The organism is Spirosoma pollinicola, assembly GCF_002831565.1.
Taxonomy (GTDB): domain Bacteria; phylum Bacteroidota; class Bacteroidia; order Cytophagales; family Spirosomataceae; genus Spirosoma; species Spirosoma pollinicola.
The window spans coordinates 3328949-3344193 of record NZ_CP025096.1 but is presented as its reverse complement, the minus strand read 5'-3'; the positions used below and the strand labels follow the sequence as shown (position 1 = coordinate 3344193).

Below are 15245 nucleotides of genomic sequence, written 5' to 3'. Positions count from 1 at the left end.
ACATGATTGCAGAACCAACACACACCCTCGAAAGCCTGACCGAACAACTACATGGTCTGAGCAATATAGAAGCCCTGCGCACACTCGCTGAGTTATTTCCCGGCGAAGTCATTTTTTCGACCAGTCTGGGTTACGAAGATCAGGTAATTACCGACCTAATTCTGGCGAACAACATCCCGATCAAGATTTTTACACTCGATACGGGTCGAATGTTTGCTGAAACGTACTCCGTCTGGAAAAAGACGAATGACCGGTATGCCACCAAGATTGAAGCCTATTTCCCCGACCGGTCCGCCGAAGAAACACTGATGACCACCAAAGGGCCATATAGTTTTTATGACTCGGTCGAAAACCGGAAAGAATGTTGCGGCATCCGTAAAGTTGAACCGCTAAACCGGGCGTTGAAAGGTCAAAAGATCTGGATTACCGGTATTCGGGCCGAGCAGTCGGCCAACCGCCAGAGCATGCCACAGCTTGAATGGGACGCCAGCCATGACCTTTTCAAATTTCACCCGTTGATGGACTGGACATTTGAGGACGTAAAGCAGTACATTAAAGATAATAACGTGCCCTACAATCCCCTACACGATCGGGGTTTTGTAAGCATTGGTTGTCAGCCCTGCACCCGCGCCATTCAGCCGGGCGAAGATTTTCGCGCGGGTCGCTGGTGGTGGGAAGATAATTCCAAGAAAGAGTGTGGACTACATGTTCATGAAGAAACGTTTAAACCGTAAGTTGTTGCCAGTTAAATGGATGATTGGTTCAGTAAATGCTGCTCCCAGGTCCGGGATGTATTCACTCATTCGCTCATTCGCTAATTCACTCATTAAAAAATGAAGTTAGATTATTTAGACCAGCTCGAATCCGAAGCCATCCACATTATGCGGGAGGTAGCCGGTCAGTTTGAGCGACCTGCGTTGCTTTTTTCGGGCGGCAAGGATTCCATTACGTTGGTGCATCTGGCCCTGAAAGCGTTTCGGCCGGGGAAGTTCCCATTTCCGCTGGTGCATATCGACACGGGGCATAATTTCCAGGAAGCCCTCGACTACCGCGACAATCTGGCGGAACGAATCGGCGAAAAACTGATTGTTCGCTATGTTGAAGACACTATTCGGGAAAAGAAATTGAAAGAACCAACGGGCCGCAACGCGACACGTAATGGGCTTCAAACGTTTACGTTGCTGGATACCATTGAAGAGTTTGAGTTCGATGCCTGCATTGGTGGTGCCCGTCGGGATGAAGAAAAAGCGCGGGCGAAAGAACGTGTGTTCTCGGTGCGTGACGAGTTTGGTTCCTGGGACCCAAAACGGCAGCGGCCTGAACTTTGGAATATGTATAATGGCCGGATTCATAAAGGCGAAAACGTGCGCGTATTCCCGATCTCGAACTGGACCGAACTCGACGTCTGGAATTACATCCGTCGTGAGAAAATCCAGTTGCCGAGCATTTATTTCGCCCATGATCGAGAGTTACTGATTCGCGATGGCAAATTAATGGCCACCGCCGGGGGCGTTATCAAACCCGAAGCCGACGATCAACTGGTGACACGCCGGGTACGTTTCCGCACGGTGGGCGATATTTCCTGCACAGCGGCATCGGAATCAACCGCCGAAACGCTCGATGCGGTTATTGACGAAATTCAGGCTACCCGCATATCCGAACGGGGCGAAACCCGAATGGACGACCAGCTTTCCGAAGCGGCAATGGAAGACCGAAAAAAGGGCGGGTATTTTTGATGTAGCTTCTGTTGACATTAACCACCAGGATTATGCCGGTAAACGACTTTCAATCTTTACAATCCTACTTACGTGAGAGTCAGGTTTTCGACCGATTTGGCTTAACCCGTATTGGCGTCTTTGGCTCCTTTGTGCGGGGAGAATCTTACCGGGATATTGACTAACTGATTGACGAAGAGATTCCCTATAAACAACTTATCGCCCTGCGGGAAACATTGCAGACTGACCTGAATATACCCATAGATTTAATGCTGAAAGACTATGCGGAGCCAATCATTTTGCACCGTGCTTTAGCTGATGTTCGCTATGCAACCCAGTCTTAAAACAGATTTAGTCTATTGTTTGCGAATTCAGGAAGGAATTGGAAAAATCAATTTGTACGCTGTTGGCTACAATGACCCCTTTGTTTTCTTCGATGCCAACGATCAGAAAGATTTCAATGCCTGTCTGCTATAATTATTACATATTGGTGAACAGGTCAATCGAATCAGCGATGACACAAAACAACGTTACCCCCATATTCCCTGGCAAACTATCAAAGCACTTCGCAACGTGGTGGCCCACGATTATGTAGGAATTGATAAGCTGATCGTCTTCGTAACTATTTCATAGCATATTCCGATGGTCAAACTGGAAATGGAACTTGTCATACAAACTGAACTGAAACAGGGAAATTTCAATCAAAAAGAGTACGATTTGTCGAAACAAAGCAATTTCTTTCGGCATATCGACTTCACGAACATTCACTAAATGGATCTTTTACGATTTATAACAGCCGGGTCTGTTGACGACGGCAAAAGCACGCTTATAGGGCGGCTTCTTTACGATTCAAAATCCATCCTGGCCGATCAGTTGGAAGCCATTGAACGCGCCAGCAAAAGCCGCGACGATGGAGAGATTGACTTGGCTTTACTGACAGATGGTCTTCGTTCCGAACGCGAACAGGGTATCACGATTGATGTAGCCTATCGCTATTTCCAGACACCGGCCCGCAAGTTTATTATCGTGGATGCCCCTGGGCACACGCAATATACCCGCAACATGGTAACGGGCGCATCGAACTGTCAGTTGGCCATTGTCCTGGTCGATGCCCGGCACGGCGTAGCTGAACAAACACGTCGGCACTCGCTGATTGCTTCCCTTCTGGGTATCCCGCACATTGTGGTGGCGGTCAACAAAATGGACCTTGTCGATTACTCGCAGGACGTGTTTTCTGACATTTGCATTCATTATGCCGAGCTTGCCCAAAAGCTGAATGTTAAGCAGGTTACTTATATTCCGATGAGTGCGCTCGATGGCGATAACGTCGTTGACCGGTCTACGACCATGCCCTGGTATGAGGGACAAACGCTGCTTGAGCATTTAGAAACAGTTGAGATTGACGACAACGCCAACCAGATACAGGGACGTTTCCCGGTGCAGTATGTTATTCGGCCACAAACCGCCGAGTTACACGACTATCGGGGCTATGCGGGTAAAATCACGAGTGGCCAATTCCGCAAGGGTGATTCAATAACGGTGTTCCCTTCGGGCGAAACCTCGACCATCGATGCCATCGAAATCGCCGAAACGCATCTGGAAGAAGCCACTACGCCGATGTCGGTCGTATTGCATCTGGCTACCGATGTCGACATTAGCCGGGGTGATCTGATTGTTCGTTCGGATAACCAGCCCATCAGCAGCCAAACCGTTGACGGTATGTTGTGCTGGATGGATTCAAAGGAGCTTAAAGCAGGTAATAAATATGTGTTACAGGTGGGCACCTTCCGTACCCGTTGTTCGATCCGTGAAATTGCCTACCAATTGAACGTGAACACTTACGAACAGATTGAAGGTGTAGACCAATTAAGGCTGAACGATCTGGCCAAAGTAGTTATACGCACAGCCCAACCCATCAGTTTCGACCCTTATGCTACAAACCGTGCATCGGGGGGCGCTATCCTGATCGACGAAACCTCGAACGTAACGGTAGGTGCGTTAATGCTGATCGGCGAAGCGTAAACCTTCATATATGCCTAACAGAAAAGCCCCTTATAGCATTCTAAGGGGCTTTTCTGTTAGGCATGTAGTCGATTTTGCCTCTTTTTCAGAACGCGATATTTAGACATATCCTGACTTTTGACGAATTAAAACCCGCTAATTAGAAATCGAGGCAAAATCATTTCAAATCAGCTACATACGCCCCCATTTGACGAACTGAATAACAGGTAATTCCGAGACCTTTAGCTTCTGCCAGTAACTTGTCTGTCAATGGCGTTTTATTTGAATCATCGAAAATAATATGCCGAGCCACTACTCTACCGTTCAATTGACCCCATTCGCGTAACGCATTCCGACGAATAATCAGGTAGTCTACCACAGCGGGTAATCGCCAGTGATTCGGTCCTGTTAGTTTATTCACCACCAACAACGTCTTGCCCTGCCATACCCCTAAAGCATAGTCACGGGTTTGATAAAAAACAGGGAGTTGTTTCATAGAATTGGACGTGCCGCTGTTTGTCGTTGCGTTGATCGTCGCTAAATCTGAAACGCCCCATAAGCCGAAGGTATTTTTCAGGTAGAAGTCATAGGAGCGTGTATCGGCACTATCAAGGTCGGTAAACAACAGACTTCGATGCCCGTTGGTAAGACTAACCGCCGTCCGGTGGGGTAAGAAATGAACGGCCAGTCGTTGTTGATGCGCTTGTTGATAGTCACTCCAGATAATTTCTCCTGCCAGCAACAAGGCTGCCACGCAGGTGGCCCAGATGTAAACCCGTTGCCGGGTTAGCAATAGTGTAATTCCACAAAAAATAATAGCGTAGATCAGGCCCATTGCTGATTGGGAAACCCACAGGCCATCCCAGGCTGCACCAGGAAGCTGCCCCGTTTGCGTAACGGCATAGTTTAGCATCCAGGCTGCTTTGTGCAATAGCCAGCCAAGACTATCATTCAGAAATGGCACCCAACTAAAGGCCAGTGTAGCCATAGCCAAGGGCAGTAACAACTCCGACATGACAATTACAATAGGGTTTGCCAGAAAGAAGTAAGTTGGAAACTGGTGAAAATAAAATACACCTAGTGGAAACGTAATCAATTGAGCGACAATAGCCACTGCGGTTAACTCCCAGAGTTTATTCGTCCATCTGTAACGAAATGTCAACGATTGATAAAGCGATGACTGCCAGGCACCAATGCCTGCTACTGCCAGATAAGACAATTGAAAGCCTGCCGAAAACAACGCATACGGGTCAAAACAAAGAATGAAAAAAGCGGACGCGCCCAGGGTATTTGTTAACTGCTGCTGACGCCCCGACGCATTAGCGATAATAAGTATCGAGAACATAGCCGCCGACCGAAGTACCGGTGGCGAAAAGCCCGTAACAAGGGCGTAGAACCACAGAATCGCTAGTTGTATAACCGCCATCAGGATTTTACCCTTCGGCCGCTTGATGAGAAAACTTAGTAGATAGGTCAATACCGCGAACAGTATACCAACGTGAAGGCCGGATACCGACAGAATATGCACAGCTCCTGCTGTCGAATAGGCCCGGTACAACTCGGTATCCAGATCATCGCGCACACCCAAAATCATGGCGTTCACAATGCCATATTCGGCACGACTGCCAACCTGATGGGTAAAGACACTATCGGCCCAGCGGTTAACCTGTGTGGCAAGGTTGGTAATCCGGCTGGGAGGGTCAACACCAAGCACCGTTCGATTAAATGGCCGCAGGTATTGCTGATGGTAGATACTCCGATAGCTCAGGTAACGTTTGTAATTGAACTCGCCGGGGTTCAGGGGTGGGTCAATGGTTCGGGGGGAGCCGGAAACCAGCCAGACTTCACCATAACGTGGCATGGATTGACCCGCTTTATCCAGATAGACAATAACCCGTCCACTTAGTGATTGCCAGTCTTTTACTTGGTTTCCCCATTTTCCCCGCAGAATGGCTACTTCAACGCGAAAAGTTTTGGCTCGCTCTTCGGGCTGTGTTACCACAACGCCCTCATAGGCGCGAAGAGTATCTGAAAGATGAACGATAGAAGCGGGCTGGTTTAGCGCCGTATGTTGATAGGTTATGGCCCAGCCGAGTGCTACCAGTATAAACAATCCACCTATTCCCGACGATACCTGAATTGGCTTGATTTGTTCACCAAGTCGCTTGTATATACCCCAGGTGAATAAAGCAACCCCTCCCACCAATACAACTAGTGGGAGTTCTGCCCTATCGGGTTGCCACACATATAAACAAATGCCCGCGATTAGGGCAGCAGCATACCGAACAAAAGGGTTCCCTTTCATTCCTTCGAATACGCAGAGCCGGGCAACACCATTTTATAATGCTGAATACCAGCCTCTTCAAACATCGGGCCAACCGGTATGAACCCAAACCCGGCATAGAGCGGCATGGCTGTTACCTGCGCATGAAGATAAATTCGTTCAATGGGTTCAGGTTGCTGACTGAATACATCGTCAAGGACCGCCTTCACAAGTGCCTTGCCAACGCCTTGTCCCCGAAAATCGGCCAATACAGCAAAGCGTTCTAACTTAACACCGTTAGATGTTCGTCGCCAGCGGGCAGTACCGCAGGGCGTGCCGTCTGCACGAGCCAGAAAATGGGTACTTGTTTCTTCAAATTCATCGTATTCTTCGCGGGCATCCACGTGCTGTTCATCGACAAATACATTTTGGCGGATGGCAAAGGCCGCTTCAAGGTCGGCAGGGTTTGAAATGGGTAAAACGTCAATCATAAAGTAGGGCGGGTGAAAACCCGTCAATTTACATCCAAAGCTGGATTTTATCGGCTTTATTTATTGCACCAGCAAGCGCTTGCTCGCGACTTCGCTACCGGTCTTAACCCGAACAATATAAACTCCTGATGCTAATCCGGTTACAGATAAATTGACATGTGTACTTGGGGCATCGGTATACGAATAAGTTCTCAACTGACGCCCGGCAGCATCAAAAAGGTCGATACTGAAGGATTGAAAACCCTTCAGCTGTACATCAACCGAAGGGTCAGTTGAGGCTGGATTCGGATACACATTCACTGTCAGTGCCTCTGTTTCGGCCAGGGGCGAGGCAACCGATTTAAGTAACTGAGCCCGCCGGGGGCTCAGGGTCATCACCAATCGCATCCGGGAAACCTGTCCAGCAGTAAATAGATTCATGCAGGCATCGGGCCAGTAGTTCATGTAATCTTCGATAAGATCGCGCGTTTGCACACCATTGACACAAGTCGAATAAGTTTGCTTACAGGTAAGCAACTGCGAAACATCCGACCGATCTGCGGTTGGAGGTGTATCGGCCACATAATCGTCATTACAGCCATTACCATCACCCCAGGTATGAAGTAGCCCCAGCCAGTGGCCAATTTCATGAGTAGCCGTCCGGCCCAGCGCATATAATGACGACTTATTTACCGTCCCGACTTGGCGACCAAAATACCGATAATCAATAATTGTACCATCGGTAAACTCATTCGATGAGACGGGTAATCCCTTAAGGGTATCGGCCATTGTCGGAAACTGCGTATAGCCAATGTAAGTATCAATTCTTGTGACCCAGATATTCAGATACCGGTTGCTGGGCCAATAAGCAATTTGAGAGAGTAGAACATCGTCATTAAACACGTTGAACGATGTTTTCTGAGCATAATAATTCCGCGTGATACCTGTTGTCACCTTCCCGTCGGGATCGGCTGTGGCCAGGTAGAATTCAATACGGGCATCGGTACCAATCGGGCTCGTATTAAATCCATTTGTGCCAGCCTTACGACGGTAATCTTCGTTTAGAACCTGAATCTGCGATATGATCTGCTCATCCGAGATGTTGACATTATTTGTTCCGCCAATCGTATTGGACGCATTGCTATGAACCACGTGAACCACAACCGGGATTCGGTAAACTGTAGAATCAACGGCCAGCCGAAGCGACTTTTGGTTGGTTTCGGCCTGCTGAACCAACCTGTTTAATTCGTTCAGTTGCCGCAGACGATTGGGGTTACGCTGCTGTAGAATCCGCTCATGATCTACTACACCACAGCGATTAACAAGGCTCTCATTAGACGTCTGCGCCCAGCCAACAAGGGTTAGTAAAGATAAAAACGAACCGGCCAGCCAACGCCAGCCGGTTCGTTTATTTAGGATCAGGTTATTATTGACCTGCTTTATCATATGCAGTAATAATTTCGCGAACAAGTCGGTGACGAACTACATCGCGGCCATCCAATTCAACGAATGAAATACCCTTGATGTTTTTCAAAATTTCCACCGACTCAATCAACCCGGATTTTTGCCGATTTGGTAAGTCAATCTGCGAACGGTCACCGGTAATAATTGCCTTCGATGTTGGCCCCATCCGCGTCAGAAACATCTTCATCTGCATAGGGGTCGTATTTTGCGCTTCATCCAACAGGATAAAGGCGTTGTTCAGGGTGCGCCCCCGCATATAGGCCAGGGGTGCGATTTCGATAATTCGATTTTCCTGATAAAACTTCAGTTTTTCAGCCGGAATCATATCATCGAGCGCATCGTAAATTGGTCGTAGATACGGGTCGATCTTCTCTTTTAAATCCCCTGGCAAAAAGCCCAGGTTTTCACCCGCTTCAACCGCCGGACGCGTAATAATGATCTTTTTAACTTCTTTGTTTTTCAACGCCCTAACCGCAATAGCTACTGCGGTATAGGTTTTTCCGGTTCCCGCCGGGCCAATGGCAAACACTAGATCGTGTTTCTCAGCGGCCTCAACCAGGCGTTTCTGATTATCAGTTTTCGCCCGCACCACAACACCCCGCGTACCATACACCAGTACCTCATCATCATCTGGCGGAACAGGCGGCACACTACCCGTGCCACTCACCGGAATACCGCTATTAAGGAGGTAATTCTGGATGTTCTCGTGGGTAATTTTCCCGTATTTCTGATAGTGTTCCATCAGTGAGTCCAGAATATCACTAATGCGGCTAATTTCAGGCGTTGTGCCTTTAATACGAATCTCGTTGCCACGCGAGATAATCTTGCTCATTGGAAACGCAGCAGCCACTTCTTTAATATTGTGGTTCTCTACGCCCAGAAAGTCGATGAGCGATACATTATCGAGGGTAATGACTTTTTCGACCAAACGATGAATTACGTTAAAGTGTGATTCCGAAAAGTAAGCGATTTCTTTTCTTCTACAACGCGTTTCGTGGAAAATTTATTCACCCTGTTCAGATTCTTATTTACCGATATTTTTTTGCATCATACTGATATTTTGTGGCAAACAATCTATATATTGCTGACATACAGGCTTATACTCAGCTTCTGTACTATGTACGCAATTCTATACGTTGGCCGTTGCTTAAATAATCGAATTTTTTTTCTCAGCGATAGCATCAACATTACCAGAATGTTACGAACGTTTTGGAAGGCCTCAGGGGTATACGTCAGGCAAGGGGGGCTTGCCTTATGGGCTATAGATTGCGTAAACTTGCACTAACAGATGGAGAATAACGCACGCCCCAACCAACACCTTCGTAAACCTTCGGCCTTTGCCGGAGGTCGTCAACAAGCCGGAAACCATTGGCTCGACACGGGTCTTGGCAAATTACCCCCTCAGGCCCTTGACCTTGAAGAAGCTGTATTAGGAGCGTTAATGATTGAAAAGGATGCCCTTTCCTCGGTTGTTGACATCCTTAAACCCGAGACATTTTATAAAGAAGCCCACCAGCGCATTTACCAGGCGATTCTGACGCTTTTTGGCAATTCCGACCCAATTGACTTATTGACAGTTACGCAGCAGCTCCGTAAAACGGGTGAGATCGAACTGGTAGGTGGGGGCGGCTTCGTTTCCGAACTTACTTTCCGGGTAAATTCGGCGGCCAACATCGAATATCACGCTCGTATTGTGTCGGAGCAGGCTCTTAAACGGGCACTCATCTCGATGTCGTCAACAATTCTGCGCGACGCTTACGAAGATACTACCGACGTTTTTGAACTGCTTGACCGAACAGAACAATCACTCTTCAAGATTTCGGAATCGAATATCAAGAAGAACTACGCCGACATGAGTACCATCGTCAGGATGGCACTTAATGAACTCGAAACCAAGAAAAATCAGGAAGGGTTGACTGGCGTTCCATCAGGATTTACCAATCTGGACCGCGTTACATCGGGCTGGCAACCCACCGAATTGATCATTCTGGCGGCTAGGCCAGCTATGGGAAAAACCGCTTTTGTCGTTAGTGCCCTGCGAAATGCGGCTGTCGACCACGGAAAACCGGTTGCTATTTTCTCCCTTGAGATGTCGGCGGTGCAGCTTGTCAATCGTCTAATCTCTGCCGAAGCCGAAATTGATGCAGAGAAAATCAGAAAAGGGACGCTGGCACCGCATGAGTGGACGCAGTTGCACCACAAAATTCAGCGATTGACCGAAGCACCTATTTTTATTGACGATACCCCTGCCCTATCCATCCTGGAATTGCGGGCCAAGTGTCGTCGCTTAAAAGCCCAGCACGATATCCAGATGGTCGTCATTGACTACCTCCAGTTAATGTCGGGCGACACGTCGGGCGGGCGGGGTGGTAACCGTGAGCAGGAAATTGCGTCGATTTCGCGGGCGTTGAAAAACCTGGCAAAAGAATTGAACGTGCCGGTAATTGCCCTGTCGCAGTTAAGCCGGGCGGTTGAAACCCGTGGTGGTGATAAAAAACCACAGCTTTCCGACCTTCGTGAATCGGGATCTATTGAGCAGGATGCCGATATGGTGTGTTTCCTCTATCGTCCTGAATACTATAACATTACTGCCGACGAAAATGGCAACTCGACAGCCGGAATCGGTGAGGTGATTATCGCAAAAAACCGGAGTGGTTCGCTTGATACGATCCAACTCCGGTTCATCAATAAATTCACTAAATTCTGCGATCTCGACACCTATTACGAGCCCGTGCCAACACAGGGCTTTGCCCCTGATGTGAATGGATTGGGTAGCTTCGAAACGCCCCCATCGGCAGGTAGTGTTTTCAAAAGTAAGGCCAATACCATGTCGAACTTCGGCAACGCTGACCCTAGCCAGGAAACACCGTTTTAAGTAAGGCGGACATCCTGTCCGTATATGTACAGGCTACGAGGCAATTTTAACCTACGGCTGCACGGACAGGATGTCCGCGTTACTTAAAAATTAGGCTTCAACAAATATTTGTTGTAGAACTCATCTATAACCTTGACGGCCTCAGTTGGCGTTTCTACGATACTGATGAGCTTCATGTCTTCGGGGTTGATATTGTGTTCCTGCCCCAGCATGACGTCTGTAATCCAGTCAATTAGTCCTTGCCAATAGCTTTTCCCAACAAGTACGATTGGAAAACGGGCAATCTTACGAGTTTGAATCAGGGTCATAGCCTCAAACAATTCGTCGAGGGTGCCCATGCCTCCGGGCATAACCACAAATCCCTGCGCATATTTGACAAACATTACCTTCCGAACAAAGAAGAAATCGAAGTTGATATTTTTGTCGGGGTCGATATAAATGTTGCTATGTTGTTCAAACGGTAGCTGGATATTCAGGCCAACCGATTTGCCCCCTTGCTCGAAGGCCCCTTTATTACCCGCTTCCATTATACCCGGTCCACCACCCGTAATGACACCGTAACCATGCCGTACTAATTTGGCGGCAATTTCCTCGGTCATTTTGTAATATGGATTGTCGGGCGTTGTCCGGGCTGAGCCGAATATAGATACGCAAGGGCCTATCTTGGCTAATTTATCGAAGCCTTCTACAAACTCAGCCATCACCTTGAAGATGACCCAGGAGTCGGCTGTTTTTATTTCATTCCAATCGTGATCCTGAAAAGCGTCTTTAATACGTTGTTCGTCGGGTGTCAGAAGTAACTCGTCGCGCTTGGGTAAATCATTGGTAATGCGTTCTGTACTCTGCGTTTCAGAGCGATGAACATTTTCTTTCGTTTCTTCCATTTATGTACTTAAAAAAAGGCAGTGGGCGCGAATCGTACTCACTATGTCTTATGAATAATGGCTTCTCTAAACTACTCAAAAACTTCGCTGTCAGCCATGCCAACGAAATTTATTACGGAGAAGGATTAAGTTAACGACTAATCCCGTAAAAATGTTTCATAGTACTATGAATACTCTACAGCCTGCTTACGACCCTCTTTATACGTTATTTTTACGTAAGTCACCAAGTCCCATTGTACGCAAAATGCCCCGATTTCTCAGGGCATTTTGCATGGAATAATACACGAATCTTTTTCTAGATCCGTCGACTTTCCAGAAAGGCTTCTATCCGGTCCAGAGCCACCGTCAACTCATCGACGGTAGGCAGGCATACGATTCTGAAGTGGTCATTGTGAATGTAGTTAAAGCCATTTCCGGCCACCACCAGCACCTTCTGTTCGATCAACAGATTCAGAACAAAATCATCATCGTCGGCAAGTCGGAATTGGGACAAATCAAGTTTAGGAAAGATGTATAAAGCACCTTTGGGCTTCACGCATGTTACACCCGGAATGGCCGTCATACGATCATAAGCCAGCATCATCTGTTTGTGAAGCCGACCGGCAGGAAGTACCAGATCATTGATACTTTGGTAGCCGCCAAGCGCCGTTTGAATGGCATACTGGGTTGGCACATTGGCGCACAACCGCATACTGGCCAGGAGCGTCAAGCCTTCAATATAGGACTTCGCCCGTTGGCGGGCACCGCTCAAAATCATCCATCCCCCACGAAAGCCGGCGGCCCTGTAATTTTTCGATAAACCGCCCATTGTAATGCAGAGCGTATCGTTGATCATTTTGGAAATTGGGTAATGAACGGCCTCATCATATAAAATCCGATCATAAATCTCATCTGAAAAAACAATTAACTTATGCCGTTCAGCAATACGGGCAATACCTTCCAGCACCGATTTTTCGTAAACAGCACCCGTTGGGTTATTGGGGTTTATGACAACAATAGCCCGTGTACGGGGGGTGATTTTACTCTCCAGATCCGCCAGATCGGGGTTCCAGTCAGCGGCTTCGTCGCAGATGTAATGCACTGGATTACCGCCACAAAACGCCACAGAAGCTGTCCAAAGCGGATAATCCGGCGATGGCACCAGCACTTCGTCACCTTCGTTCAGGAGCGCCTGCATGGACAGCATGATCAACTCACTTACACCGTTGCCAATATAAATGTCATTAATTGCAATGCCGGGCAAGCCGATATTCTGGGTATAATGCATAACGGCTTTGCGGGCCGAGAACAAACCACGCGAGTCAGAATATCCCTGCGCGTTGCGAATATTCAGGATGATATCGTGAACAATTTCATCAGGGGCGTCGAAGCCGAAAGTGGCCGGATTGCCAATGTTCAGACTAATGATTTTATACCCCTGCCCTTCCAGTTCGAGCGATTTCTCGTAAATCGGCCCCCGAATGTCGTATTTAAGATGTGTAAGCCTGTCGCTTTTTAATATATCCATACCCGGTAATTCCATGCCGCAAAAGTACGGAAAGTAAACTGAAGTGGTTTAAAGTTTACGGTATTCGGTTTACCGTATTCGGTTGGCTGGCGCAAGACTCACGTATGCGCCAGCCAACCGAATACGGTAAACCGAATACCGTAAACCCAAAACCCAATACCGAAAATCATTTATCTATGGGACTGAGGCTGGTCTCTGCCGAATTGCTGATAAAAGCGACCCGCTTACTATCCGGCGACCAGGAAGGCGTATTGATCGTACCCTGTCCGCCATAGATGTAAGCAAGCACTTTAGGCTGTCCAACACCCGATATAGGCAGCATTCGCAGGTAGACGTGCTTGTAAAAAGGGTGATCGTCGGGTTTAACTTCCTCCTTTAGAAAAGAAATAAACAGAAGCCATTTTCCATCGGGCGATATATGCGGAAACCAGTCATGAAACTCTCCATTTGTGACAGCCTCCGGCTCACTGCCATCTGGTTTCATCCGCCATATCTGCATGGTTCCGGTGCGGGCCGAGTTGAAATAAATGTATTTGCCATCGGGCGTATATTCCGGCCCATCATCAAGCGCTTTGGCATCGGTCAGGCGAACTTCCGGGCCACCGTCGGCAGGTACGCTGTAAATATCGAACTCGTTGTTTCGGGAGCCCGTAAAAATTAGCGTCTTCTTATCCGGCGACCAGCCGTGCAGATACGAAGGCCCTTTTGGTGTAATCTGTTTGGGTTCTCCACCCTTTGTAGGAACGGTGTAAACAATTGACCCGCCCAGTTCTTTTACACCAGAACTTAGGCCAAGCATCTTCCCATCGAACGACAGCACATGGTCGTTGTTGTTATTTTTAACGGCGCCTGTATTCAGAACCGAAGGTTTCCCCTTGGCTAAATTGAACGTGTACATCAGTCCCTCGCTATTATACAGCAGGGTTTTGCCATCAGGTGTCCAGTTGGGTGCCTGCAATGACTTGGGTGAATTGAAAATTACCTGTCGATCTCCGGTCGTGACATCCAGTATTTCCAGATTACTACCCAGATAATCGCGATACGGCACAAGCTTATCGAAGGCGGGCACACTGATACGCACATCGCGGAAGACGCCCCGCTCAAGCACATCTTTATTGTGTGACCCAATAAACAACCCAACATACACTTCGTCGCCCAGAGGCAGATCGGCGACCTGTTCGGTAACGAAGGGTTCGCCGAATTTAGCGACCCGCATGGTGTAGGTATTGCCTTTCCTTTCCAGTTGAATGATGTCGGCACCCGTTAGTTTTGAGCGAATTTCTTCGGTATTAGCGCCTTCTGTCCGCCTGAATTGTAGAGACGTAAGTCCATCACCATGCTCCACAGCGTTGATATGAGCCGATTTAGGGTCCAGGCTTGTCCGAACCATCCAGCCTACTTTTCGGTGTGGATCGACGCCCTTACCTACAAGCGCAGCTCGCGTATAGAGTATAAAATCGCCTTTCATACGCTTCCACATAAAATGAAACTCGTCGTGATCAAACCAGACATTGTAACCCGAACCGGTGAGTTCGTAGGTTCGCGTTTTGGGGTTGTAACTAGCTGATCCGGGCTTTAGAACAGCTCCAATGTCACCCTGGCCGTCGAAAATTCCAAGGTTCGGTTTCTGGGCCAGAACAGGGATACTCATCACCAGACAACTAACTGATAGACAAGCGAATAAGGTTATTTTTTTAATTTTCATTGATGTAGTTAAATTTCTCACGTTCAGGCTACTGGTTGCAGGTTGTCAACTTATATATGAAAGAATCTTTGTAGCTATTCTACTGATTAAATTACTCGTAAAATGTAGGTAGTTAAGCAGAATTTTTAACCACAGAGGCACAAAGAGCACAGAGACTTAATCAACTTATTGTCAATGCATTGCACCTCTGTATTCTCTGTGCCTCTGTGGTTAAAAATTCTGCTTAACTTCTTACCAGTAAACGTCTTATATTAATTCGTTGGCATTAACATAAAAAGTCCTTTATAGGTAGTAGACGCTCATTTTTTACCTTTACCCTTTTTCCCTGAATCTCTTCCTAAATTAGTCATCCCCAATGAAC

At 47.6% G+C, this 15245-nt stretch carries 15 protein-coding genes; 8 read left to right on the top strand and 7 right to left on the bottom strand.

Features of this window, described 5'->3' with window-relative positions; translation table 11 throughout:
- Positions 1–2: 2 nt before the first annotated feature.
- The 7 genes from CWM47_RS13925 to CWM47_RS13910 all read left to right on the top strand — a co-directional run bounded on the left by CWM47_RS13925 (position 3) and on the right by CWM47_RS13910 (position 3737).
- Complete coding sequence (locus tag CWM47_RS13925) at positions 3–734, top strand: phosphoadenylyl-sulfate reductase (RefSeq protein WP_100988549.1); 732 nt, start codon at positions 3–5, stop codon at positions 732–734.
- Between the two features lie 99 nt (positions 735–833).
- Positions 834–1736 carry a sulfate adenylyltransferase subunit CysD gene (gene cysD / locus CWM47_RS13920; protein ID WP_100988548.1) on the top strand — a complete coding sequence of 301 codons (903 nt, stop codon included), beginning with the start codon at positions 834–836 and terminating at the stop codon, positions 1734–1736.
- A 32-nt stretch (positions 1737–1768) separates the two neighbouring features.
- Positions 1769–1900 carry a hypothetical protein gene (locus CWM47_RS39780; RefSeq protein WP_262512013.1) on the top strand — a complete coding sequence of 44 codons (132 nt, stop codon included), beginning with the start codon at positions 1769–1771 and terminating at the stop codon, positions 1898–1900.
- A gap of 142 nt (positions 1901–2042) precedes the next feature.
- The gene (locus CWM47_RS38120) at positions 2043–2192 is read left to right on the top strand and encodes a hypothetical protein (RefSeq protein ID WP_157815963.1); all 150 of its coding nucleotides are present in this window, start codon (positions 2043–2045) and stop codon (positions 2190–2192) included.
- 9 nt (positions 2193–2201) lie between these two features.
- Positions 2202–2348, top strand: coding sequence for a HepT-like ribonuclease domain-containing protein (locus CWM47_RS40220; RefSeq protein WP_100993870.1), 147 nt, complete (start codon positions 2202–2204; stop codon positions 2346–2348).
- Between the two features lie 9 nt (positions 2349–2357).
- On the top strand, positions 2358–2486 hold the full coding sequence (locus CWM47_RS39775; protein ID WP_262512012.1) for a hypothetical protein: 129 nt from the start codon (positions 2358–2360) through the stop codon (positions 2484–2486).
- A complete protein-coding gene (locus CWM47_RS13910; protein ID WP_100988547.1) occupies positions 2487–3737 on the top strand; it encodes a sulfate adenylyltransferase subunit 1 in 1251 nt (416 codons plus the stop codon).
- Between the two features lie 157 nt (positions 3738–3894).
- Here the strand turns inward: CWM47_RS13910 and CWM47_RS13905 are convergent, their stop codons facing one another.
- Genes CWM47_RS13905 through CWM47_RS13890 form a run of 4 tightly spaced genes read right to left on the bottom strand, consistent with a single transcriptional unit; the run spans position 3895 to position 8841 of the window.
- The gene (locus tag CWM47_RS13905; protein ID WP_100988546.1) at positions 3895–6021 is read right to left on the bottom strand and encodes a ComEC/Rec2 family competence protein; all 2127 of its coding nucleotides are present in this window, start codon (positions 6019–6021) and stop codon (positions 3895–3897) included.
- Complete coding sequence (locus tag CWM47_RS13900) at positions 6018–6470, bottom strand: GNAT family N-acetyltransferase (protein ID WP_100993869.1); 453 nt, start codon at positions 6468–6470, stop codon at positions 6018–6020. Before CWM47_RS13900 ends, CWM47_RS13905 begins: the two co-directional genes overlap by 4 nt.
- A gap of 60 nt (positions 6471–6530) precedes the next feature.
- Entirely contained in the window at positions 6531–7895 is a 1365-nt protein-coding gene (locus CWM47_RS13895; protein WP_100988545.1) for a M43 family zinc metalloprotease, read from the bottom strand.
- A complete protein-coding gene (locus tag CWM47_RS13890) occupies positions 7876–8841 on the bottom strand; it encodes a PhoH family protein (RefSeq protein WP_100988544.1) in 966 nt (321 codons plus the stop codon). The genes CWM47_RS13895 and CWM47_RS13890 overlap by 20 nt, the downstream gene beginning before the upstream one ends.
- Positions 8842–9201: 360 nt before the next feature.
- On the opposite strand from CWM47_RS13890, the gene dnaB reads away from it, so the two are divergent.
- Positions 9202–10788, top strand: coding sequence for a replicative DNA helicase (gene dnaB, locus CWM47_RS13885; RefSeq protein WP_100988543.1), 1587 nt, complete (start codon positions 9202–9204; stop codon positions 10786–10788).
- Between the two features lie 83 nt (positions 10789–10871).
- On the opposite strand, the gene CWM47_RS13880 is transcribed toward dnaB, so the two are convergent.
- From CWM47_RS13880 to CWM47_RS13870, 3 genes are all read right to left on the bottom strand, one after another.
- The gene (locus tag CWM47_RS13880; protein ID WP_100988542.1) at positions 10872–11672 is read right to left on the bottom strand and encodes an LOG family protein; all 801 of its coding nucleotides are present in this window, start codon (positions 11670–11672) and stop codon (positions 10872–10874) included.
- 295 nt (positions 11673–11967) lie between these two features.
- On the bottom strand, positions 11968–13179 hold the full coding sequence (locus tag CWM47_RS13875) for a pyridoxal phosphate-dependent aminotransferase (protein WP_100993868.1): 1212 nt from the start codon (positions 13177–13179) through the stop codon (positions 11968–11970).
- A gap of 166 nt (positions 13180–13345) precedes the next feature.
- Complete coding sequence (locus tag CWM47_RS13870; RefSeq protein ID WP_100988541.1) at positions 13346–14884, bottom strand: TolB family protein; 1539 nt, start codon at positions 14882–14884, stop codon at positions 13346–13348.
- Between the last annotated feature and the right edge of the window lie 361 nt (positions 14885–15245).